The sequence below is a fragment of the Dactylococcopsis salina PCC 8305 genome (assembly GCF_000317615.1).
Classification (GTDB): Bacteria; Cyanobacteriota; Cyanobacteriia; order Cyanobacteriales; family Rubidibacteraceae; genus Halothece; species Halothece salina.
In genome coordinates, this window is record NC_019780.1 from 3,294,488 (window position 1) to 3,318,615 (window position 24,128).

A 24,128-nucleotide genomic window follows, 5' to 3' on the forward strand; every position below is an offset into this window, starting at 1 on the left:
GTAAACCTGTAATAATGAGATCATGTACAGGTGAATTGATAAAGCTGATGCAAGTTTCCTCAAAAGCAACCTCTCCAGTTTCCCAAGAGAATAAAAAAACTATTACCCTCGATGTAGATGGCATGAAATGTGCTGGTTGTGTCAATGCGGTAGAACGACAAATTGAACAACAAACAGGGGTAATCGCCGCCCAAGTCAACCTGATTACTGCTACCGCAATTGTACAATATCAGCCCGATCGAGCGGATTTAGAAGCGATCGCCGCGCAACTGACGGCGAAAGGGTTTCCCTCACAACTCCACGATACCAATCAAGCCGAAGCTGGCAACAGTTACGAAGAAAAACGACAACAAGCCGATCAAGAAAATCTACAAAAACTCGCCATTGCTGGGGGTTTAATCCTCCTTTCTGCAATCGGACACCTTAAACATTTAACTGGGGTTGAGATTCCCCTATTAAGTAACATCTGGTTTCATTGGGGATTAGCAACTCTGGCGCTTGTTTTACCTGGCAGAGAAATCATTATTGATGGGGGAAAAGGATTATGGAATCGTGTCCCCAACATGAACAGTTTAATTGCTCTGGGAACACTGAGCGCTTACATCGCCAGTTGTGTCGCTTTAATTTTTCCGCAACTGGGATGGGAATGTTTTTTTGATGAACCCGTAATGCTCTTAGGTTTCATTTTACTCGGACGCACCCTAGAACAACGCGCGCGAGGAGAAGCTGGGGCGGCTTTGTCGGCTTTAGTGTCTCTGAAACCGCAAACCGCACGTCTGGTAAAAGCGACACCGAAGCAAGAAGACAAGATGATGGAAGTGCCGGTGGGGACAGTACAGGTGGGACAATGGTTAAAAGTGTTACCTGGAGAGAAGTTTCCTGTGGATGGTGAGGTGATCAAGGGGGAAACCACTGTCGATGAGTCCATGTTGACGGGTGAGTCAATGCCCGTGAGAAAACAACCTGAAGCATCGGTACAAGCGGGAACGATTAATTTAACGGGTGCGGTGACACTAAAAGCAACGCAGGTGGGGAAAGATACCACGTTAGCGAAAATTATTGCTACGGTGGAAAATGCCCAAATGCGTAAAGCACCGGTGCAACAGTTGGCGGATCAGGTGGCGGGCTATTTTGCTTATGGGGTGATGGCGATCGCGCTGTTGACGTTCCTCTTCTGGTATTCGGTGGGAACGAATGTTTGGACAGCCGTAACCCTAGAAACCAGTCCGTTGTTATTGAGTCTCAAGCTGATGATTGCGGTGCTAGTGATTGCTTGTCCTTGTGCGCTAGGTTTGGCGACACCAACGGCGATTTTAGTAGGAACTGGAGTTGGTGCGAAACAAGGGTTATTGTTGAAGGGAGGAGATGTTTTAGAAAATGTCCATCGCTTGGATACGTTGGTGTTTGATAAGACGGGAACGTTGACGGAAGGGAAACCCCAGGTGACAGATTATTGGGTGGTGACAACGCCTGATTTGCAAAAAGAGACGTTATTACAGTTCGCTGCGTCGGTGGAACAGGGAACGAATCATCCGTTAGCGGCGGCGATTGTGACAGAAGCAGAGAAACAAGGGGTTTCTTTGTTACCGACAGCAGATGAGGAAACGAAGGCTGGTTTTGGGGCGAGTGCGACGATCGAGCAGCAAAATGTAATTGTGGGTAATTCCCAATGGTTGGAAGAGAAGGGGATTGTGATTCCAGACTCCGTTGCGCTTTCTGGAGAGAAGTTAGAAGCGACGGGAAAAACGGTGGTTTATGTGGGGATTAATGGCGCATTAGCAGGGGCGATCGCCCTTAAGGATTGTTTACGCCCTGATGCGATCGAAACGGTTTCCCAGTTGCAAAAAATGGGCTTTCGGGTGATAGTATTGACAGGAGACCAAGCAAGAGTCGCCCGCGCGATCGTTCATGCTTTAAATTTAACCACCGATAATCTGATCGCAGGCGTGCATCCCGAAGAAAAAGCGCAGGTGATACAATCTTTACAAGCTCAAGGTCAGCGAGTGGGAATGGTCGGAGATGGGATTAACGATGCTCCCGCTTTAGCACAAGCAGACGTGGGAATTGCCATCGCTCAAGGAACAGACGTGGCTTTAGAAACCGCCTCGATCATCTTGATGCGCGATCGCGTTTCTGATGTGATGACTGCCATCCGTTTAAGTCTCGCTACCCTCAATAAAATTCGTCAGAATCTCTTTTGGGCATTAGGATATAACGTCATTACTATTCCCTTAGCTGCAGGAGTTTTATTACCTAAATATAACCTCTTACTTAGTCCCGCGATGGCAGCGGCTTTAATGGCGTTGAGTTCGGTTATCGTAGTAACAAATTCCCTATTCTTAAAACGATTCCGTAATGCAGAGGAATGACACATTCTGTAAGACGAGTCATTAACAGTAAGATTCACGCCACCAACTCTCAAGAGGCTGTCGCCGACATTATGGCTTGGGGGAAAAGAAAACTCAGTTGTTATGTTATCCCCGCGAATGTTCATTTGGTGATGACAGGGTTTTGGCAAAAGTCCTATCAAACCATTATTAATCATGCGGCTTTAGTGACTCCTGATGGGATGCTTTTAGTCTGGACGTTACGTTTGTTAGGTATTAAAAACCAAAAACGGGTTGATGCTGCAGATTTGATGTTGGTGTGCTGCGATCGCGCTTAACAAGAAAAAGTGAGTATTTATTTTTATGGGGCAAATCCTGTAATCCTTGCGAAATTGGAACGTAACTTAAAAGCGTGGTATCCTGAGTTAATCATTGCAGGTTCTCATGCTCCCCCTTTTCGTCCCCCGACTGCCAGAAAAGCAGAAATGGATATTAAAGTGATTAATGAATCTGGCGCATCGATCGTTTTTGTAGCTTTGGGATGTCCGAAACAAGAACAATGGATGGCAAAACAGGTGGGGAAAATTAACGCGGTGATGATTGGGGTGGGGGCTGCGTTTGCGTTTCATAGTGGAGAAGTATCTCAAGCCCCTCGCTGGTTAATGAAACTCGGACTAGAATGGTTATATCGTTTCGCCACCGAACCGAGACGACTTTGGCGAAGATATTTGCTTAATAATCCTTTGTTTGTTATTTTGTTTGCTTTACAGTTGATTCAGTATTGGGGAAGGTCTTTAATGAGATTCGATCGAACCTAAGACTTACTCAAAAAAGTAGGTTGGGTGGAGAGATAACGTAACCCAACACCGATTAGTAGTAGATCAAAAGTAGGTTGGGTGGAGAGATAACGTAACCCAACACCAATTAGTCATTAGGTAGTAGATCAAAAGTAGGTTGGGTGGAGAGATAACGTAACCCAACACCGATTAGTCATTAGTCATTGGTCATTGGAAAACAAAGAACAAAGGACGAAGGACAAATTTTGTTGGGTTTCGTAAACTCCACCCAACCTACACCCAACTACACCTTGATTGATGTTGGGTTTCGTAAACTCCACCCAACCTACACCTACACCCAACTGATTAGTTCTTGTTTTAAACGATAAATAATCGTGTCTCCCTCCACTTGGGAGAGAATATCTTTAATGACGGTACTCGGACCTAATGGACCCCAACTGCAACCTTGTTTCAGATATTCCTGCGCGACTTTTCCCACACTGTAAGCCCCAAAACCTGCGATCGCGCCTTGAGTGGCGGCTAATCCTGCATAAGAGGCGATCGCCCCTGGGGTTCCGAAACCACTGCCAATGATCGCACCACTTTTCCCTAACCCCAACAGCGCCCCAGTTCCCATTTCCCCTAATAATAAACTTCCAGAACTGATTAAAATCCGTCGCCATAGTTTCCCCGCTTCATAACTTGTCATCGGTAAGCCATAAAGTCGCGCTAACCCCCGAATTAACGCCAAATCAGCTACCGTTCCTCCAATGAGGTCAACAATCGCGATCGGATTCACCGCCACCGCGATCGCCTTATATCGGGTATAATTCCAAATTAAGGTTTCCGCGTCTTCTTGACGTAACCGCATGGTTTCCGTCGCAATATGATTTTCTGCGGTTTGTGCTTGTAACAGTGCATTTAAAGCCAGTAACGATCGACCTTCGCGATTCAGTATACTTAAAATTGCCTCTTTCAACGCTTCCACTTGTGGCGGTTGTTCTTCCCGTTCGTAACTAATCTCACCATTCGCTTGTTCAACTCGCACATAAAGCGGCGCAGGTTCTGCTGACACCATGACAATTTCTTGAGGCGATAATAATTCTGTCAACTCGTCCTTTTCCTTTCCCGTTCCCAACTCGCGCAACTGCTGGTAAATCACCTGTCGATCCTTGTCGGGATAGAGATCAACCTTATTAAACACCAACAGAATCGGTTTTTTTGCCTCTCTCAGTTCACATAATCCTCGATACTCAGTGCGCGTGATGTCTCCCGCAACAATAAACAGAATTAAATCCGCTTGTTGCGCGATCGTTCGCGCCATTGCCGCTCGTTCCTCCCCTTCTACCTCATCTAAACCTGGCGTGTCGATCAACTCAATCTGTACTTTACCACTAGACGGAGTCCAACGGATGGTTTGGGGCCAACGAGTCACCCCATTCACTGGCCCTGTGGTCATCACCTTTTTCCCCACCAAAGCATTGACAACCGCCGATTTACCGCGACTGACTAACCCAAACGTTGCAATGCGAATCACTGTTTCATCAAGTTTTTCGTAAGCTGCTTTAATGATTTGTAAATCCTCTTTCACCGCCGCTTGTAATTCACTGTTCGGAAACGATTTGCCATGACGGCGACTGTTACCATACCAAGATAGAGCTTGAGATAAACTCGCACGAGCTTGATTAAAATGGGTTTGTTGGGAAGAAGAATTGGCGGTCATTGCAATCACAAAAGTGCAAATTCATGTCTGTATTCGTCGTTTAATTATAACGAATCAGCACCCAAAAACTAATCAATCTTCATTTCGCTTTACCAAGTATTAGAGTATTCAAAATTCCACCAATAATCATTCAATTCAAAAGTAGAAGTGATAAAATTTTAGGTGTTCTTCCGATTCTCTAATTGTTTCTTTTTAGGATATATTATTCATGTTACACCGATTCTTAACATCTTCAGTCTTATTCGTTTGTTCATTAATGTTCACTGAAAACAGTGTTGCCTCATCTTTTAACATTGATTCCACTCCACTCGCATCAAAATCTCAAACTATCCTTGCTCAAGATAGCATGGATAACTCAGATACTCTAGAAAAACCTCGTATTGCTGTTATTGACTTTGATTTTAGTAGTGTTGGCAGTCCCAATTTATTATCACTGATTCCTGGCGGTGCCGATGGTGTAGCAGATATTTTAGTGACTGCGTTAGTACAAGGAGGAAAATATACTGTCGTTGAACGTAGCGAAATTGAAACAATTTTAGCCGAACAAAATTTAGGCGCGTCAGGACGTATTGATGCTTCTACCGCTGCAGAAATTGGTAAAATTTTAGGAGTAAGAGCGGTTATTATTGGTTCAGTCACTCAATTTGATTTACAACGACAAAGTGGAGGCGGCGGTGTTTTTGGGATTGGTGCATCCACTCAAGATACTGATGCTGAGGTTGCAATTAATGCGAGAGTCATTGATACCAGTACCGCAGAAATTCTTTATGCGATCGACGGTAAAGGCAATCAAAGCCAGTCTGATACCCAAGTTAGCATTTTTGGGGTTAGAGCAGGGTCTTCCACCAGTAACGAAGGGAAATTATTAACCCTCGCCACTGAACAAGCTGTCAAAGAAATTAGTGATGCAATGGGAGAAGAAGCCAGTGCCATTGCTACTTTACAAAAACCAGTTCCCCAAGTCGATGCGATCGTGGCGAATGTATCAGGTAGCACAATCATTTTAAATAAAGGTACAAATCAGGGATATCGAACAGGAATGACGGTATCTATTGAACGGGTGACAGACGAAATTAAAGACCCGGAAACAGGGGAAATTCTTCGGAAATTAACCACCCAAGTGGCAGAAGTAAAGCTAACTGATGTGGATGGGAAATCAAGTTTAGGAGAAATCATTTCTGGGGCGCCTCCAAAAGTAGGAGATGTTGCTAAACCTATGGTTACAGAATAGTTTTTTTTTTACAATTTTTATAGAGGGGCGAACCGCCGTTCGTCCCTAATTTTATCCGCGATTTGCCTTTTGCATGCAAGCCTAAGGCAACTTGCCTTACTCAACCAACCAATGGACTTTTTCAGCAAACCCTAATTACCTTTTAATTTAAGTAAAACCCCTTGCGAATCTTTTAATTGAAAACAACTGAGATCATCAATTTCTAAACCTGGAGAAACGATCGAGCAATCCCACTGATTCAAATCTAATTGTAGCCAATCGCCCAACGTTACCGTAATCGGTTCACCGCCTTGATGCGTTACCATCGCCACTTGTTCCTCGTGGTTTTCAGGATTCATTCGCACCCCATAAAATACTGTGTGAGTTTCTTCGCTGACTTTATTAAATCGATCGCTTCCTGGAACTAAATTATCATGTAACCAGCGATTTTGCTTCCGAAACTGTCGTAATTTCAAATTAAATTTTGTTCTTTCTGGACTTAAATCCTCTCCATAAAAACTCACATTACAAACCTGATAACAATCCTCCATAAACATCAAAGCAAACTGTTTTAATTTTGGAATATCAATCTCTTTTAAAAACTGCATCATTTCGGGACGATTGAGACGCATTAACAAAGGAAACTCACATTGATCTGTACTGTCTCCTAAACAAGATTGATAGGCTTCAATGACCGCATTTAAATCATAATCCCGTTCCATCATTGTTATTTGCAACGCCTTGCCAAACTCCCGTAACTGTTCTAAAGTTTCAAACCCCAACGACTTTAAACGACGGAAAAACGGTTCTTGATTATAGATTTTTTCGGTGATTTGCCAATCTAAAAAACCCACTTCTTCCGAGACAACTTTCACCCCATATCGTTCATCCGTATTCCGAAAAAACATCCAAGGTGCGTGCATCAAAGCATTAATAAAATCCATCGGAATCCCTGGACTAAATCCATACACCCAGAGATTAGTCGCTGGATTATCGTAGGCATTTTTTAACACTTCGGAAAGTGTATTTCCTAAATTCCAATTCATATTTTCTTGTGGATCAACTTGATTTCCCCGTCGCACTGTGTCATGGTTTCCACAACCCGTAATCCATCGATCGCCTTGATACATCACTTCCGAAACTCGTCGCCATTTTCGTTCCCAAAACCCAGCTAAAGTGGGTGTATTATGTGCAAAAATTAGCGGCCCCCATTGATAAGATTCTGGTTTCAATTCAATTAAATCTCGATAGGTTGAAATTTCTTCCCAACCTTCCGCAGGCCAAGGACGACCATCCTCAAAAATGGTAAACATGAGGCGTTTATTTTCACCAATTTCTTGGACGACATCACTCATTTCTAACAAATAAGCGTCATCTTGTTCCACTCTTCCCGTAAGAGGATTAAAGAAGCGAAAATCTTGTCCTCCATCTACTCGAATTCCATCCGAACCAGTATTAATTTTCCGTCGCTGCATTTCTAGGAAAATAGCACGAACATTCGGAAGCTGATGGTTTAAGTCTTGTCCATACATATTCGGACCTTTCAAAAATTGACGGTTAATGAGAAGTTCCGCTTGGTTATCGGCATGACCATAGACTAAATCATAAATCAGTTGGATGGGACCGGTTGAAAAGTTATGTAACGTCGCCACAAAATCAACGACTTCATCAGGACGTAAACTCCCTAAAATCGCTGGATTAGTTGCGCTAGAACCAATAATAGGAACATCATAGCCCCAGTCTTGAGTGGTGGGTTTTTTTAAGGCGATTTCTACTTCATCGCTGAGGGGAAGATGATCAGAGTCAGGGGGTTCATTTTCATTTTCCTGAAAGTCGAAAAACTCGCTGATGGGAGTATAATCATCACGATATTCGATCGTCGGTTCAATGGGAAGTAATTGCACCGCATCGTAACCAATATAATTATTTTCGGCGGCGGTGAGGGGTTGTCCTGCTTTGAGTTTCTCGGAAATGGTTTGATAAACTCTGGTTAAGCCTTCTAATGTGCCTTCGGAAGACGCTGTTCCCACGTGCAATTGTAAGATGTTACAGGGAGAAGGAACACGGGGAATATTGCCTTCGGCATCAAGTTTGGCGGTTTCTTGGAAATAAGGGAGATCAGAACGTTGGTTTTGCAAACGGTTGAGATCATAAACTTCTGCCGGACCGAAGACACCGAAAGGAAGGGAATAAGCGACCACATCTCGATCGATCTGTAATTCTTCACGCGGATCAACATAACGTAACCAATAGAGACTTCCTAATTGGTGACGAGTTCCCGCTTGTATCCCAGAAAATACGCCCCAGAAATATTCTCCCTGTTGCCACATTGGCACGCGATCGCGTTTAAATGTTACCGTTTGCTTAACTTGTCGCAGATCAATCTCTGTTTGTGGCGTAAACACTTCTAGATAAATCGCACGGGGACGCATCACCTCCCCAGTCAATTCTGGAGTCCAAAAACCAATTTCGGTGAGTCCATCCTCTCGATAATGGGCGCCAAGACGACGGGCTAACGCCGCCCCTTTTTCCAAGTAACTCCGTTCTGAGTGATCCACTGCTAACGCCCAATCTAAGAGGGATTGAGTGGCTTTTTCTTCTAGTTGAATTGGGGTTTGGGTTGATGATGCCATTTTGCTGAGTTCGCGCTACAAACCGATTTTTTGGTCGAGTTAAACGTTAATTTTACAATAGACAAAGTAGGTTGGGTAGAGACGTTCCATGGAACGTCTCTACGCCATGGCACGTCTCCACGCGTAACCCAACACCAATTATAAGGAATTACCTGAGCCTGCTCTTAAACCTGTTGAATGTTAAGATACAATCTGACTAGAGCCTGCTTTTTAAGTTCTTTTGTCACTGTAAACGTGGGACTAACCCAATCACTGTACATTAATTGACATTCGTGTTGATTGTGTTCGGTTAATCCAGTCTAAGTCTCTTGGCAGACTACGTTATTTAGGTCAGGACACCTTTAGGTGCAAGCCAGCCTTCTGCTCTGTCGCTGATAGTTAAACAGGTTCAAGTGATTCAAGGATACCAGTGCTATTAGTGTAAAAAGCCTAGATAACATTGACGAGGCACACTTAACTCCGTGCAGGGAAGTATCCCATTATGTGGGAACTGAAGAGAGACTGCACCTCTCTCTCTTTATCTATAAAAGTCAATTAATGTTCAGTAAATAACCTATTAGAAGTTAGCAGATTCCGATCGAGTATGGATGCGTACAAGAAATATTTGACCATTTCAGATCAAAAACAGATAGTATTGTCGAATCTACCATTCTCTCCAGGACAACAGGTAGAGATCATCATAATTGCTGAAAATCCTCCAACCGAGAACTTAACGAGTCGTTTCAAAAAGTTACTGAAAGAAACCCAAGCCCTTCACGAGGAATCCCCTTTAAGTGAAGAGGATATCCAAACTGAAATTGATGCTTATCGTCGGGGTGAATGAAGGTCATTATTGATACATAGGAGAATGACACTTGATCAACAAAAAGAAATTGTGTCTTTCCCTTAACAGTTCCTAAACGCTGTGGAAGAATTGAGGAACAATTGATTAAAGCCGTTGCCAACAATTGTTCCCGAATACACCGCATTACCTAATTTGGCACAATCGTCATCATTTCCACTGGTAAACGCTTAAACGTCAACCGTTCATCTTCCACATCCCCCAAGAGGCTATCGCCCTCACTAAACTCTCCTCTTAACAGAGATTTTGCGATCGGAGTTTCCACATAACGTTGTACCGCACGTTTGAGAGGACGCGCCCCATAAACAGGATCGTAGCCAATCTCTGCTAAATAGTCTAGAGCCTCTTGGGACAATTTCAAAGACAGTTTTTGTTCGCTGAGACGATCTTCGAGATACTGCGTTTGTAATCTGACAATCTCCCGTAACTGTGCTTTCTGCAAAGCATGGAAGATAATAATTTCATCAATGCGGTTGAGGAACTCAGGACGGAAGTTTTCTCGCATCGCACCCATGACGCGATTGTACATCTCATCATAGCGAGAATCGTCTCCAGACACATCTAAAATCAAATCTGACCCAATGTTACTGGTCATAATGATAATGGTGTTCTTGAAGTCCACCACTCGCCCTTGTGAGTCAGTCAGGCGACCATCATCTAAAATTTGTAACATGATGTTAAATACATCGGGATGCGCCTTCTCAATTTCATCAAAAAGAATCACAGAATAGGGACGACGGCGGATGGGTTCGGTGAGTTGTCCGCCTTCTTCGTAACCGACATAACCTGGAGGGGCACCAACGAGACGAGAAACGGCGTGTTTCTCCATGTATTCCGACATATCTACTCGCACTAAGGCGTTTTCGGTGTCGAAGAGGTTAGACGCTAATGCTTTCGCCAACTCGGTTTTGCCAACGCCAGTGGGTCCGAGGAAAATAAAACTCGCAGTAGGACGATTGGGATCAGCTAATCCCGCGCGAGACCGTTGAATTGCTTCTGCAACAGCACGGACGGCTTCTTCTTGTCCAACGACGCGATCGTGCAGTTCGTCTTCTAAATGTAACAGTTTCTCTTTTTCCGAAGCCATTAATTTACTAATCGGAATCCCTGTCCATTTCGAGATAATTTCCGCCACATCTGCTTCGGCGACTTCTTCTCGTAACAGGGTATGTCCACTGCTTTGCATTTCTTCAAGTTTGTTTTCTGCTTCTTGGCGCTGTCGTTGCAGTTCGGTTAAGCGTCCATAACGTAATTCGGCAGCCCGATTAAGATCATAATCTCGTTCCGCTTGTTGGATTTCAAGGTTGACTTGATCGATCGTTTCTTTGATGCTGCGAATCTGATCAATGACTTCTTTTTCCGCTTGCCATTGGGCGTTGAGTTCGTCTTGTTCTTCTTTGAGATTAGCCAGTTCTTTCTCTAGGGTTTCAAGACGTTCTTTGGAGGTGGTGTCTTCTTCTTTTTGTAACGAGAGACGCTCCATTTCCAATTGTAAAATTTTGCGATCGATCTCGTCGAGTTCTTCGGGTTTCGAGGTGATTTCCATTTTCAGTTTCGCGGCAGATTCATCCACTAGGTCGATCGCTTTGTCGGGAAGATATCGATCGCTAATATAGCGATCGGACAACATCGCCGCCGCCACCAGGCATCGATCGGCAATTTTAACCCCATGATGCACTTCGTAACGTTCCTTCAAACCCCGTAAAATTGAAATCGTATCGGTGACATTCGGTTCGTCCACATACACCGCTTGAAAACGCCGTTCTAACGCCGCATCTTTTTCAATGTGCTGACGGTACTCATCAAGGGTTGTCGCGCCAATACAGCGCAATTCTCCCCGCGCTAACATCGGTTTTAATAAGTTACCAGCATCCATTGCGCCTTGAGTTGCACCAGCACCAACAACGGTGTGAATCTCATCAATAAACATGATGATCTGACCTGCTGCTTCGGTGACTTCTTTTAAGACGGCTTTGAGACGTTCTTCAAACTCACCGCGATATTTTGCCCCTGCGACTAATGAACCTAAATCAAGGGCGAATAATTTTCGATCGCGCAGGGATTCGGGAACATCTCGACTAACAATTCTTTGGGCTAATCCTTCCACAATGGCGGTTTTTCCCACGCCAGGTTCCCCGATTAACACAGGATTATTTTTGGTGCGACGGGATAAAATCTGTACTGTACGCCGAATTTCATCATCCCGTCCAATCACGGGATCAAGTTTCCCTTCTCTCGCCCATGCTGTCAAGTCGCGTCCATATTTTTCTAACGCCTCATACTTGTTTTCTGGGTTTTGGTCTGTTACTTTTTGTGAACCGCGAATATCTTTAATCACTGTTTTTAGTCTTTTTTCATTGAGTCCAAATTCCTTGTACAATGCTTTTCCGAATCGATCGTCGTCAGCGAAAGCAAGGATGAGATGTTCAATGGAAATATATTCGTCTTCGAGACTTTGACGAAATTTCTCCGCTCGATCGAGCAGTGTATCTAAACTTCGTCCTAAATAAATCGATCCTCCTGTGTTGGAAATCTTCGGCTGTTGAGCAATAAACTCGTCCGCTCGATCGCGCAAGCGTTGAACACTGACATCAGCCTTACTAAAAACACTGCTGGCTAACCCATCTTGTTCTAATAGAGATTTTAGTAAATGCTCACTTTCGATTTGTTGCTGTTGGTTTTGCTTGGCAATTTCAGGAAGTCGCACGATCGCTTCCCAAGCCTTTTCCGTAAACTGGTTGGGATTCGTCGGTTGCATAACTTTTAACTCCTTCAATAAAATTTTCCTTTAATTCCGATCTTAGTGAGTTAAAAACTGACTCACTGGTAGAAAACCAACCCTTTTCGGTAGGGGTTTCAACCATCTCTATCTTCAAATCATTCAGTTATGAATAACAGTGACTGATATAGCAATCCCAAATCATTTGTAAAAAATTGATTGATGAAAGCCCCCATTGTATGAGTAATCACTTACAAGAGAAAAAGAAAGCACCAAGAAATAGAACACTTAGCTGTGACGATAGAGAGATTCAATTTTTATCAAAGGAACTTTTATCAATTAAAGATGCAGTTAGCTTAGAAGACATTTCCAATAAGATCATTCTAGGAGATACCTTTCAGGTATTACCATTACTCCCTTCAAAGTTTGTTGATCTGTTAATTCTTGATCCACCCTATAATCTTTCTAAAAACTACAACGGCTATTTATTCAAAGAAAAAGAAAAAGCCAATTATACTTCTTGGTTTGAAACTGTTATTCATTCTATAAAACCCTTACTCAAAAATAATGCGACCATCTATGTTTGTTCAGATTGGAAAACTTCACTGCTAATTGCTCCCATTCTTATCGATCATTTTTATGTTCAAAATCGAATTACATGGGAGAGAGAAAAAGGGAGAGGCGCAAAAAACAACTGGAAAAATAATACCGAAGATATTTGGTTTTGTACTGTCAGTAATGACTATAAATTTAATGTTGATGCGGTAAAGTTAAAGCGAAAAGTGATCGCGCCTTATCGCGTTAATGGAAAACCAAAAGATTGGAACGAAGAAAAATCTGGAAATTATCGTTTAACCCATCCCTCAAACATTTGGTCAGATATTACGGTTCCCTTTTGGTCAATGCCTGAAAATACAGATCATCCCACACAGAAGCCAGAGAAATTAATAGCAAAGTTAATTTTAGCCAGTAGTGAGGAAGGAGATTTTGTTTTTGATCCGTTTTTAGGGAGTGGAACAACCGCAGTTGTCGCCAGCAAACTCGATCGCAAATTCTCTGGAATTGAACAAAACCTTGAGTATTGTTGTTGGGCGCAGAAACGCTTAAATTGTGTTTCAGTAGATAGTTCAATTCAAGGATATGCTGATGGTGTTTTTTGGGAACGCAACAGTTTAAATAATCAATTTCAAGCAAAAAAACAGTAGCCTGATTAAATTGTCTTAACGCTGAAACCTATCTTCAGAAGTATCTCCTTGGCGTTTCTTTTCAACTGCAACTTGTATCCGTTCATTGAAATCAGCAGCATCAACAGTGGTGATCACTTCATGTGGGTGTTGGTTAATTCTATCTAAGTAAACTTGGAGGGCTTCCTTGTCGTCACGATTTTGGAGAAAATATTGTTTTAACTCGTGATCGGACATTGCTTTGTAATCAATTGGACTCATCAAAATACTTCCCCTGTTATTGTAATTTGAAATTCTAGGTCTTCTTCACTTCCCGCTAAGATAAATAAATTTTTTGTCCTTTGGTCAATGCAGACCAGATGTATAGGCTGAAACATCATATACATCAGCCAGTAGCTTAGACGATACAAGCCTTTCAACTGAATAGCATTCGGCATTAATGGACTCGCTCACACTTACAATCCATACTCTATCGTACCTGCGTTAATGTGAATGTTTAAAATTAGAACTTGATAGCCTCGATAATCTGACTAACTAAAACAATGACTAATGATAGTGAAGATCGCCTGAGTCGAATTGAAAAGCTGATTGAATCTAATGCCAAGTCGATTGAAGCCTTAAGTGAAGATCGCAGGGAAAGTGAACACGATCGCGCCCATCTTTATCAAGAAATGTCTAATCTCTCAAAATTAATTGAATCTAATGCCAAGTCGATTGAAGCCTTAAGTGAAGATCGCAGGAACAGTGAACGTGATCGCGCTCGTCTTTATCAAGAAATGGCGAATCTCTCCAACTCAATTGCCAATTTAAGCAACGCTCAAGCTGACTTTTACCGACGCATGGAGGACTTTTCTCGCCGTCAGGGTGATATTGTCGAAATTCTCAAATTATTACAGCAAAGGGAAAATTAACACTATTTTAGACTTAGGATGTGGAGACGGCACTTTAACCTTAAAAATTGCTCAAACAGGCGCGATCGTTCATGGCATAGATAGCAGTAGAAGTATGATTCAAACCGCTCAAAACAGAGGATTATCTGCGGAAGTGGGAAGTGGAGAAAACCTTAAGTTTAATCAGCAATTTGATGCAGTTTTTTCTAACGCCGCCCTGCATTGGATGCCAAATTATATTGCCGTGATTAATGGAGTGAACCGAAGTTTAAAAAATAACGGAAGATTTGTTGGTGAATTTGGCGGACAAGGGAATAAATGTCCACAGTAAAGGATATGTAAGTTATAAGCGAAACAAGGGGGAAATGGGAGACAAGGGAGACAAGGGAGCGATTTTTCTTCCCCATCTTCCCCATCTTCCCCATCTCCCATGATTAGAATAGAAAGGGTAAGACCTAATCATTTTTTTCACTTCCTATGCAAGAATTTTTCCAGAACGTTTCTCGTTATCCACGCTATTTAATCAGTTTCAGTCTCGGCATTTTCTTTGCCCTTTTTGAACGCATTAGACCTCTTTTTAATCGTCCAGTAACAGCAACCGCCTTAATCGGTATTCTCATCAGTGGTTTTTTCCTCGTCTTTTTCACTCTCAGAGGAATGTTAGGTTATACCACCATCTAACTCTAATGACTCGGTGGGCAATGCCCACCCTACAAAATCAATTCGTCTCTCATTAAACCCGATTTGGATCAAGTTCAATTTCCTTTTTTGTAAAGGGTAAATCTTGATTAATGGCTTCAATCTCAGCTTCTTCCATCGCGTTGATTTCCTCAATGTAAGTGTTGAAAATCTTACTGAAACGCTGATGATAAAAACGATGTAAGCTGTAATTTGCTTTCGCGGGAAACCCTCTTCTTCTTTTATGACTTCCTCCCGCTCCTGGATCGAACATTTTTATCCCTTGCTCGATCGACCATGCAATAGGTTTATAATAACACGCCTCGAAATGTAAACAATCAAACTCTTCAAAACATCCCCAATATCGACCATAAAGATTTTCTCCTTTTCGCAAACAAAACGATAATCCCACTGGACGAGTGTTGTCTTCTTCGTAAGCCGCAAAGACGACCACTCGATGAACATAATTCGGATAAAGTTGTTGGAAAAACTTACGATTGAGATATTTACTCATGCCAAAAAATTGGTTACAAGTCCGACTATAAAATTGATAGATTAACGGAAACATCCAATGGGGAATGTCATCGGAAGTATGAACTTTTAACTCCAACCCTGCTTTCTCTACTTTTTTTCGTTCCCGTTTAATATTCCGTCTCTGGTTGGCATTAAACTGTTTTAGATATTCATCAAAACTACTTAAATTTGAATTTTCCCAGATATAACTGTGATGTTCCCAACTGCTAAAACCTGCTTGTTCTAAAATCGGTTTCCATTCTGGATCAACAAATAAAAAATGGCAACCCATGATTTTTTGTCGCTCACAAAATTCATCAATTGCTCTCACCATGATTTCTGTTAGCAAGGTTTCATCTTCACCAGAAGCGATTAAAAACCGATAGCCAACCGCAGGAGTAAATGGAGTCATTCCTAACAGTTTCGGATAGTATTCTATTCCTAATCGGTAAGCCAGATTTGCCCATTGTTGATCAAAGACAAATTCCCCATAACTATGTCCTTTTAAGTATAAAGGAGCGGCTGCGACTAATGTCCGATTCTGCCAAATTGTTAGGTGACACGGTTGCCATCCTTGACGAGGATTAACACTTCCAGACTTTTCTAAATTATGTAACCATTCCCATTCTAAAAAAGGGGTGGACAGAGGTAATGCTAACTCGTCCCATTGGGATTGAGGGATGTTTTCGATCTGTTCTTGCCAACGGACTGTGTATTGAGAGGGAGAACTGATATCAGGTTTTTTCATCATCAATTGCGCCTGATTGAATTTCTAAACACAGCCTAGCAATTTAGCTCAGTAATTTACTGTCTCAGACTCAGCCACACATTAAAATTCATTTGTCAAGAGGGAGCGCGATCGAGTTTTCCCACCCGTTACAAAAATTGATGTCAACTCTTTGCTTCGATCGAACGTTTCTTTACGCTCTCTTTAACGCAACTTCGGGAAGACAGACCTGTATTGTTCAATTTTAAACAGAATTCTCCAACTTCTCACTTGACTTTATCAAAAAAAATGTTGATGTTCAAGTCCACGTCTTCTAATTTCCGAAAATTCGTTTCCCTTTACTGAACTCAATATAAGTAACTCTGATTAAGTTTCCGTTTCTGTTTATTGTTCCTAATCTATCCAGAGACGGGAAAAGAGGAAGCGATCGAGTTTTCTGTTCTTACTTCCTTCTGAATCAATTTCTGGGTTTGAGTTTCAGATGGATTCTGTTTTTGTCAAGAGGGAGCGCGATCGAGTTTTCCCACCCGTTACAAAAATTGATGTCAACTCTTTGCTTCGATCGAACGTTTCTTTACGCTCTCTTTAACGCAACTTCGGGAAGACAGCCCTGTCTTGTTCAATTTTAAACAGACTACCCCAACTTCTCACTTGACTTTATCAAAAAAAATGTTGATGTTCAAGTCCACGTCTTCTGATTTCCCAAAATTCGTTTCCCTTTACTGAACTCAATATAAGTAACTCTGATTAAGTTTCCGTTTCTGTTTATTGTTCCTAATCTATCCAGAGACGGGAAAAGAGGAAGCGATCGAGTTTTCTGTTCTTACTTCCTTCTGAATCAATTTCTGGGTTTGAGTTTCAGATGGATTCTGTTTTTGTCAAGAGGGAGCGCGATCGAGTTTTCCCACCCGTTACAAAAATTGATGTCAACTCTTTGCTTCGATCGAACGTTTCTTTACGCTCTCTTTAACGCAACTTCGGGAAGACAGCCCTGTCTTGTTCAATTTTAAACAGACTACCCCAACTTCTCACTTGACTTTATCAAAAAAAATGTTGATGTTCAAGTCCACGTCTTCTGATTTCCCAAAATTCGTTTCCCTTTACTGAACTCAATATAAGTAACTCTGATTAAGTTTCCGTTTCTGTTTATTGTTCCTAATCTATCCAGAGACGGGAAAAGAGGAAGCGATCGAGTTTTCTGTTCTTACTTCCTTCTGAATCAATTTCTGGGTTTGAGTTTCAGATGGATTCTGTTTTTGTCAAGAGGGAGCGCGATCGAGTTTTCCCACCCGTTACAAAAATTGATGTCAACTCTTTGCTTCGATCGAACGTTTCTTTACGCTCTCTTTAAGGCAACTTCGGGAAGACAGCCCTGTCTTGTTCAATTTTAAACAGACTACCCCAACTTCTCACTTGACTTTATCAAAAAAAATGTTGATGTTCAAGTCCACGTCTTCTAATTTCCGAAAATTCGTTTCCCTTTACCAAACTCAATATAAGTAAGAGTGATGAGACTTGAGGATTAAATTAAAAAAACTGATAAGAATAGCAAAGGTAAAGGAAAGAAAAATATCCAAAATTTAGGATTAGCGATAAGCTATTATGAAAGTAACAAAATATTGCGAAACCTCATACTTATGACGATTTCATTTCAAAGTCTAGGACTCTCCGAAGAACGAGTAAAACAGTTGGAGAAACTAGGCTTCGAGCAACCGACCGACGTACAATCACAAGCAATCCCAGAACTTCTAAAGGGTAAGGACGTAGTTGGTCAGTCCCAAACCGGAACAGGAAAAACAGCAGCGTTCTCGTTGCCTCTGTTAGAACAAATTGACGTTGAAGATACAGTCGTTCAGGCTTTAATCCTGACACCGACACGGGAACTTGCTCAACAAGTGACCACAGCCATGAAGACATTTTCTCACGATCGCGCCTTAAAGATTTTAACGGTTTGTGGGGGTCAACCCATCGATCGCCAAATCCAAACTTTAAAGCGAGGCGTGCAAGTGGTGGTCGGAACACCAGGACGAGTCATTGATTTACTCAACCGTAAGGCTTTACGTCTGAATACCCTACGCTATGTCGTCCTCGATGAAGCGGATGAGATGCTCAGTATGGGATTCATTGATGATGTGCGTGAGATTCTCAAACAAGCACCAGAACAACGTCAAACCGCTTGTTTCTCCGCAACGATGCCTCGGCAAATCCAAGACTTGATTAATCAGTTCATGGATCATCCCGTGAGCTTAAAAGTGGAACAGCCGAAAGGGACTCCCCAACGCATTGAGCAACGCGCTTACAAAATTCCTCGTGGCTGGACAAAAGGGAAAGCACTGAAACCAATTTTGGCAGTAGAGAACCCAGAGTCAGCTTTGATTTTTGTTCGTACCAAGCGCACCGCCAGTGAGATTACTCAAGAGTTACAAGCTGCGGGTTACAGCGCCGATGAATATCATGGGGACTTAAGCCAAAGTCAACGGGAACGATTAGTACAGCGTTTCCGTAAAAGCCAAGTGCGTCTGGTGGTCGCCACTGATATTGCTGCTCGTGGTTTAGATGTTCAAGACCTTTCCCATGTGATTAACTTTGATCTGCCAGACAATGTGGAAACTTACATCCATCGCATTGGACGGACAGGACGCGCGGGTAAAACGGGTGTTGCCATCAGTTTAAGTCAACCTCGTGACCAGAATACAATTCGCCAAATTGAACGACGGTTACGTGAACGGTTGAATTTAGTTAACATTCCCAGCCGTGCTGAAATCGAAGCGCAACGTTTGGAAAAACTACGGGAAGAATTACATGGCAGCTTAGGAGGAGAGCGGATGGCTTCTTTCTTGCCTTTGGTGCGAGAATTGGGTGATGAGTATGATGCTCATGCTGTCGCCGCCGCTGCTTTACAAATGATTTACGATCAAAGTCGTCCTCAATGGTTAGATGAAAACTGGCAAGACCCCCCCAGTGGCAGTCCGAAACCAAAACCTCGTAACAAACGTAATTCTAAACCCTCCGTTCGTTCGACTTCTGGAGACCGACGTTAAATTCCCAGACCAAAGCCACAATTAGATGAAATTTTGTGGTAGAGTATGGGCGAGAGCCATAAACTAGGGATTAATCTACATTCAACGCGATTATTCTAGAATTTCACGCGCTATGTAGGGCGCATCCCCAAACAGGTTGGTTGATTGTCCTCAACAGGTTAAACCCTGAGTTCATTCAAGTTAGGCAAAGCGACCAACCTTATTGCTGAGTTTAGAGATTGGGTCTTGCGCCATTCCTCGGCTCTTTTAAGCCTGATTGTTGAATTTATACAAATAGAGAACCCGTGACCACTACTAGAGTTTCGCCAGTTAGCCCGACGCCAAATCGCCTCAAGGAGCAGACCGGTTGGTCTGGTCTCATCGAAACCTATCGTCCTTTTTTACCCGTTAGTGCCACGACTCCTGTTGTTACTCTCCTCGAAGGTAACACTCCTCTGATTCCCGCTCTCAGCATCTCAGAACGCATTGGACGGGGAGTTAAAGTTTATGTTAAGTATGATGGTTTGAATCCCACTGGCAGTTTCAAAGATCGCGGGATGACCATGGCAATTTCTAAGGCGAAAGAAGCTGGGGCAGAAGCGGTGATTTGTGCCAGTACGGGGAATACTTCGGCGGCTGCGTCTGCTTATGCGGTTCGTGCAGGATTGAAGCCTTTTGTTTTGATTCCAGATGGGTATGTGGCTTTGGGAAAGTTGGCGCAAGCACTCCTTTATGGCGCGGAAGTGATCGCAATTGATGGTAATTTTGATGACTGTTTCAATTTAGTTAAGGATATTGCTCAAGAGTATCCAGTGACTTTGGTTAACTCGGTGAATCCCTATCGTCTGGAAGGACAGAAGACGGCGGCGTTTGAAGTGGTGGATCAGTTGGGAGAAGCACCGGACTGGCTTTGTATTCCTGTGGGTAATGCGGGCAATATCTCAGCATACTGGATGGGGTTTTGTCAATACCACCAACAGAATAAATGTGAAAAGTTACCGCGCATGATGGGGTTTCAGGCAATTGGATCAGCCCCTTTGGTTCAAGGCTATCCCGAAAAGTCCCCCGATACGATCGCCACTGCCATTCGTATTGGTAATCCTGCTAATTGGAAACGAGCGTTGGCGGTACAGGAAGCCAGTCAAGGTGGGTTTAATGCGGTTACTGATGAGGAAATTTTGGACGCTTATCGCATCTTGGCGCGAGAGGAAGGGGTGTTTTGTGAACCCGCAAGCGCGGCTTCTGTGGCAGGTTTATTAAAGGTTCAGGATACTGTTCCTAGTAACACGACTATTGTTTGTGTATTGACTGGAAATGGGCTGAAAGACCCCCAAAGCGCGATCGATCATGCTCAAGCACAGGTGAAGGCTGGTGTGGCTTCAGAATTGGACGCTGTGGCACAAGCAATGGGATTTTAAGCGTCGTCAATAGCAATAATTTGAGAATTGCAAGCTAAAAATGAAACATAAGAATCAGACGACAGCCACGTCTTTACAAGAAGAAATTGATAAAACAAGGCAAGAGATTCGGACAGATGGCTATTCGATGTCAATTGGTGAATGGATTAGTCTTTATGAACATAATGAAATTGATATTCATCCAGATTTTCAGCGTTTTTTTCGTTGGTCTGATCATCAAAAATCAGCTTTCATTGAGTCGATACTTTTAGGAATCCCCATTCCGCCTATTTTTGTGAATCAACGAGAGGATGGAGTTTGGGATGTCGTTGATGGGTTACAGAGACTATCAACGATCTATCAGTTTGTAGGGATTTTAAACCCGAATCATCAAGAAGAAAATACCCCCTTTACATTACAAGAAACAGTATATTTACCTTCTCTCAATGGCAAAAAGTGGAATGATCCAGATGATCAGGAAAATTCTTTCACTCAAGCGCAACGTCTTTATATCAAGCGATCGAAAATCCCCGTCAATATTATTCAAAAAGAAAGCGATCCGATGATTAAGTACGAGTTATTTCAACGCTTGAATACAGGAGGTTCGATCGCAACTCCCCAAGAAATGCGAAACTGTATTCTTTTGATGTTGAATCAAAACTTATATGATCTTATGAGTTCACTTTCGCGTCGGGAATCGTTTAGAAATTGTATTGCTTTGAGCGATAAACTCTATGAAGAACAGTATGATCTGGAGTTAGTCTTACGTTTTATTCTTCTCTTTGACAAGGATAATGATAGCCTACAAAAGTTAGGGGGTGATGTTAGTGTTTTCTTGACCCAAAAAATGCGTCAAATGGCGGTTGAGAATAATTGGAATCGTCACCATATTGAAAGTGCATTTGACACTACATTCAATCTTCTTAATCAGTCAATGCGTGATGAAAGTTTCAAAAGATATAAATCTGAGGAGGATAGGTTTCTTGGTGGTTTTTTATTATCAGCTTATGAAGTAATCGCACTCGGAATTGGATATAACTATAGAACTCTTCCTCCAGTAGATGAAATACCGAATCGGGTGAAGAGTATTTGGTCTAATCAGATTTATAAACAGTGGTCTGGGGCTGGACAAAATTCTACAAGGCGCTTACGTTATCTTATTCCTCTTGGTCGAGAAAAGTTTTCCCCTTCATGAGTATCAGAACCTTGGAACAACTGAGTGATTATTTAGCTAATGATCTGGCTTGGCGTAAAAGAGAACTTTCAGAAATTAAGGGTTTAGTAGAAGCAAAAAAAGTTTCTGATCAAAGACATAGGACATTACTTCGTAGTGGCGTATGTATTCTTTATTCCCATTGGGAAGGTTTTGTGAAACTAGCAGCGAATGCTTATGTTGATTATGTGAGATCGCAGAGACTAACTTATCAGGAACTTGCGAGTAATTTTTTAGCTCTCGCTATGAAAAGTAAGCTCAAAGATGCACAAGAGACGAATAAGCCATCACTGTACATTCCTGTTTGTGATTTTTTTGTATCTGGATTAAATAAAAGATGTGTCCTACCTAGGGGTTGCTGAAAAAGTCCATTGGTTGGTTAAGTAAGGCAAGAGGCAAGAGGCAAGAGGCAAGAGGGTTGATTGATCGGTAGGAGGGGAAGGTTTTGATGCAATATGCGTGACCATTGAACAATCAATGAACTTGCATTTTTATCTGAACTGAATCGCCTCAAATCCTGATTTGATAAGACTTTCAGTTTTATTCAGCAAGTCCTACCTAAAGATGCAATTTCTACCGCGTCCAATCTTTCTTCTGAAACCTTCAAAGGAATTATTGAGATTCTTGGCATAGATTTTTCCTACTACTCCACTAAATCTAAATTGATCGATACTCAACTATTAAAGAAAAGAAATGAAATTGCACATGGCAATTATTTAGAGTTGGATCGGGAAGAATATAGGGATTTGCAAGCAGAAGTTATTGGAATGCTTGACCTTTTCCGTAACCAGATAGAAAATGCTGCTTCACAGGAAAAATACAAGCAGAATCTTCCCTAAGATCAGGTTCAGATAATTGGTGTTGGGTTTCGCGTGGAGACGTTCCATGGAACGTCTCTACCCAACCTACTTGATATAAAAGGATTAAAACAGTTCATATCTCAACAGGGTACAAGGAAGAGAACCGTTATAAACTGGTATTCGTTGTGATGTTCTCAGACCAATTTGTTTGGTTAATGCTTTATTTCCCGACAAAACATAGGCTACCCAGCCCTTAAATCGTTGTTTGAAAATATCTCCGAGTTGTTTATACAAACTCCCTAATGCTTTCGTGTCTCCGATGCGTTTTCCATAGGGAGGGTTACAGATAATAATCCCTCGATCGAGCGGCGGTTCAACGGCGGAAAGTTCAATTTGTGACCAGTGAATCTGTTGCTGTAGGTTACAGTTTTTGGCATTGGTTTGCGCTTGTTTCAGAACATCGAAATCTCGATCGTAACCGTAAATTCCTACTGAAAGTTGGGATAATTTCTGTTGTTTGGCTTCCTGTTTTAATTGTTCCCAAAGTTCTCGATTAAAATCAAACCATTGTTCAAACGCAAATTGATTTCTCAAGCGACCTGGCGCAATATTTAAAGCCTTTAATCCCGCTTCAATAGGAAATGTTCCTGATCCACACATGGGATCAAGTAACGGTAAATTGGTTTCCCAATCTGTCATTGTTAATAAAGCGGCGGCTAGGGTTTCCTTTAATGGTGCGATTCCCATCGCTGGACGGTATCCTCTACGGTGTAAACTCTCTCCCGTGCTATCTAAACTTAATATTCCTTGCGTTTTTTCGATGTGAAGGTTGATAATTAAATCGGGGTTTTCTAAGTTAACGTTCGATCGTTTTCCGAAGAATTGAGTTTGCTGATCGGCGATCGCGTTTTTAACTTGTAGCGCACTAAAATGGGTATGATTCAACTGTTGATTTTTTCCCGTACAATGTACCATAAATGTTGATTCGGGAGAGAGATAGTTTTCCCAGTTAATTTCTTGGACTTCTCCATAAAGTTGTTTCGCATTGTGACAAGGAAACGTTTTAATGGGAACAAGAACACGGAAAATTAAACGCGACCACAGATTAACTTTATATAAGAGTTTTTGATCTCCTTGAAATTGCACTCCTGTAAATGTGGGAGTGACATTTTCTCCTCCCAATGTGGTTAATTCCTGTGCTGCAATTTCTTCTAAACCTCGCGCAACAGTTGCAAAATAATTGTTCATTTTGTTATTCGTTATTCGTTATTTGTTATTTGTTATTTGTTATTTGTTAGTTATTTGTTATTTGTTATTCGTTATTCGTTATTTGTTAGTGGGTAGATAAAAAGTAGGTTGGGTAGAGACGTTCCATGGAACGTCTCCACGCGAAACCCAACACCAATTATAAGGAATTACCTGAACTTGATATTAAGGGAGGCTAAGGATTATGTAGAGATATTTGATAGCATATATT

Annotated in this window: 21 protein-coding genes; 14 read left to right on the forward strand and 7 right to left on the reverse strand. The window is 42.1% G+C overall.

Annotated elements, in window-relative coordinates; translation table 11 throughout:
• The first annotated feature begins 47 nt into the window (after positions 1–47).
• Genes DACSA_RS15745 through DACSA_RS22755 form a run of 3 tightly spaced genes read left to right on the forward strand, consistent with a single transcriptional unit; the run spans position 48 to position 3,145 of the window.
• Complete coding sequence (locus DACSA_RS15745; protein WP_015230701.1) at positions 48–2,369, forward strand: heavy metal translocating P-type ATPase; 2,322 nt, start codon at positions 48–50, stop codon at positions 2,367–2,369.
• Positions 2,366–2,665 (forward strand): WecB/TagA/CpsF family glycosyltransferase, encoded by a 300-nt coding sequence (locus DACSA_RS22750; RefSeq protein WP_332248585.1) that lies wholly within the window; start codon positions 2,366–2,368, stop codon positions 2,663–2,665. The genes DACSA_RS15745 and DACSA_RS22750 overlap by 4 nt, the downstream gene beginning before the upstream one ends.
• 9 nt (positions 2,666–2,674) lie before the next feature.
• Positions 2,675–3,145 (forward strand): WecB/TagA/CpsF family glycosyltransferase, encoded by a 471-nt coding sequence (locus DACSA_RS22755; protein ID WP_332248586.1) that lies wholly within the window; start codon positions 2,675–2,677, stop codon positions 3,143–3,145.
• A 310-nt stretch (positions 3,146–3,455) separates the two neighbouring features.
• Here DACSA_RS22755 and DACSA_RS15755 read toward each other — a convergent pair whose 3' ends face one another.
• The gene (locus tag DACSA_RS15755) at positions 3,456–4,826 is read right to left on the reverse strand and encodes a GTP-binding protein (protein WP_015230702.1); all 1,371 of its coding nucleotides are present in this window, start codon (positions 4,824–4,826) and stop codon (positions 3,456–3,458) included.
• Positions 4,827–5,034: 208 nt separating this feature from the next.
• Between DACSA_RS15755 and DACSA_RS15760 the strand changes: the two genes are divergently transcribed.
• Entirely contained in the window at positions 5,035–6,057 is a 1,023-nt protein-coding gene (locus DACSA_RS15760) for a CsgG/HfaB family protein (protein ID WP_015230703.1), read from the forward strand.
• 131 nt (positions 6,058–6,188) lie between these two features.
• Here the strand turns inward: DACSA_RS15760 and gghA are convergent, their stop codons facing one another.
• Positions 6,189–8,669, reverse strand: coding sequence for a glucosylglycerol hydrolase (gghA, locus tag DACSA_RS15765; protein WP_015230704.1), 2,481 nt, complete (start codon positions 8,667–8,669; stop codon positions 6,189–6,191).
• A 634-nt stretch (positions 8,670–9,303) separates the two neighbouring features.
• Here gghA and DACSA_RS15770 point away from each other — a divergent pair.
• A complete protein-coding gene (locus DACSA_RS15770; protein ID WP_198007589.1) occupies positions 9,304–9,492 on the forward strand; it encodes a hypothetical protein in 189 nt (62 codons plus the stop codon).
• A 148-nt stretch (positions 9,493–9,640) separates the two neighbouring features.
• On the opposite strand, the gene clpB is transcribed toward DACSA_RS15770, so the two are convergent.
• Positions 9,641–12,268 carry an ATP-dependent chaperone ClpB gene (gene clpB / locus DACSA_RS15775; RefSeq protein WP_015230706.1) on the reverse strand — a complete coding sequence of 876 codons (2,628 nt, stop codon included), beginning with the start codon at positions 12,266–12,268 and terminating at the stop codon, positions 9,641–9,643.
• Between the two features lie 200 nt (positions 12,269–12,468).
• Between clpB and DACSA_RS15780 the strand changes: the two genes are divergently transcribed.
• The gene (locus tag DACSA_RS15780) at positions 12,469–13,434 is read left to right on the forward strand and encodes a DNA-methyltransferase (protein WP_015230707.1); all 966 of its coding nucleotides are present in this window, start codon (positions 12,469–12,471) and stop codon (positions 13,432–13,434) included.
• Positions 13,435–13,449: 15 nt separating this feature from the next.
• On the opposite strand, the gene DACSA_RS15785 is transcribed toward DACSA_RS15780, so the two are convergent.
• Together DACSA_RS15785 and DACSA_RS22920 are read right to left on the reverse strand one after the other, a co-directional pair.
• Positions 13,450–13,674: a DUF6887 family protein gene (locus DACSA_RS15785; protein WP_015230708.1), complete on the reverse strand. Its 225-nt coding sequence runs from the start codon at positions 13,672–13,674 to the stop codon at positions 13,450–13,452.
• Positions 13,674–13,850, reverse strand: a complete 177-nt coding sequence (locus DACSA_RS22920; protein WP_015230709.1) for a DUF6888 family protein — start codon at positions 13,848–13,850, stop codon at positions 13,674–13,676. Before DACSA_RS22920 ends, DACSA_RS15785 begins: the two co-directional genes overlap by 1 nt.
• 105 nt (positions 13,851–13,955) lie before the next feature.
• Here DACSA_RS22920 and DACSA_RS18400 point away from each other — a divergent pair, with 105 nt between their 5' ends.
• The 3 genes from DACSA_RS18400 to DACSA_RS15795 all read left to right on the forward strand — a co-directional run bounded on the left by DACSA_RS18400 (position 13,956) and on the right by DACSA_RS15795 (position 14,984).
• On the forward strand, positions 13,956–14,324 hold the full coding sequence (locus DACSA_RS18400; protein WP_015230710.1) for a hypothetical protein: 369 nt from the start codon (positions 13,956–13,958) through the stop codon (positions 14,322–14,324).
• Positions 14,284–14,634, forward strand: coding sequence for a class I SAM-dependent methyltransferase (locus DACSA_RS15790; protein WP_232225108.1), 351 nt, complete (start codon positions 14,284–14,286; stop codon positions 14,632–14,634). Before DACSA_RS18400 ends, DACSA_RS15790 begins: the two co-directional genes overlap by 41 nt.
• A 146-nt stretch (positions 14,635–14,780) precedes the next feature.
• Complete coding sequence (locus tag DACSA_RS15795; protein ID WP_015230712.1) at positions 14,781–14,984, forward strand: DUF751 family protein; 204 nt, start codon at positions 14,781–14,783, stop codon at positions 14,982–14,984.
• 52 nt (positions 14,985–15,036) lie between these two features.
• Here the strand turns inward: DACSA_RS15795 and DACSA_RS15800 are convergent, their stop codons facing one another.
• Positions 15,037–16,245 carry a GNAT family N-acetyltransferase gene (locus tag DACSA_RS15800; protein ID WP_015230713.1) on the reverse strand — a complete coding sequence of 403 codons (1,209 nt, stop codon included), beginning with the start codon at positions 16,243–16,245 and terminating at the stop codon, positions 15,037–15,039.
• Between the two features lie 1,613 nt (positions 16,246–17,858).
• On the opposite strand from DACSA_RS15800, the gene DACSA_RS15805 reads away from it, so the two are divergent.
• The 5 genes from DACSA_RS15805 to DACSA_RS15825 all read left to right on the forward strand — a co-directional run bounded on the left by DACSA_RS15805 (position 17,859) and on the right by DACSA_RS15825 (position 22,690).
• Entirely contained in the window at positions 17,859–19,262 is a 1,404-nt protein-coding gene (locus tag DACSA_RS15805) for a DEAD/DEAH box helicase (RefSeq protein WP_015230714.1), read from the forward strand.
• Between the two features lie 284 nt (positions 19,263–19,546).
• Positions 19,547–20,659: a threonine synthase gene (gene thrC, locus DACSA_RS15810; RefSeq protein ID WP_015230715.1), complete on the forward strand. Its 1,113-nt coding sequence runs from the start codon at positions 19,547–19,549 to the stop codon at positions 20,657–20,659.
• 40 nt (positions 20,660–20,699) lie between these two features.
• Complete coding sequence (locus tag DACSA_RS15815) at positions 20,700–21,833, forward strand: DUF262 domain-containing protein (protein ID WP_015230716.1); 1,134 nt, start codon at positions 20,700–20,702, stop codon at positions 21,831–21,833.
• Positions 21,830–22,213, forward strand: a complete 384-nt coding sequence (locus DACSA_RS15820) for an MAE_28990/MAE_18760 family HEPN-like nuclease (protein WP_232225109.1) — start codon at positions 21,830–21,832, stop codon at positions 22,211–22,213. Before DACSA_RS15815 ends, DACSA_RS15820 begins: the two co-directional genes overlap by 4 nt.
• Positions 22,214–22,420: 207 nt before the next feature.
• Complete coding sequence (locus DACSA_RS15825) at positions 22,421–22,690, forward strand: MAE_28990/MAE_18760 family HEPN-like nuclease (protein WP_041235540.1); 270 nt, start codon at positions 22,421–22,423, stop codon at positions 22,688–22,690.
• A gap of 84 nt (positions 22,691–22,774) precedes the next feature.
• Here the strand turns inward: DACSA_RS15825 and DACSA_RS15830 are convergent, their stop codons facing one another.
• Positions 22,775–23,899, reverse strand: coding sequence for a THUMP domain-containing class I SAM-dependent RNA methyltransferase (locus tag DACSA_RS15830; RefSeq protein ID WP_015230717.1), 1,125 nt, complete (start codon positions 23,897–23,899; stop codon positions 22,775–22,777).
• Positions 23,900–24,128: the final 229 nt, after the last annotated feature.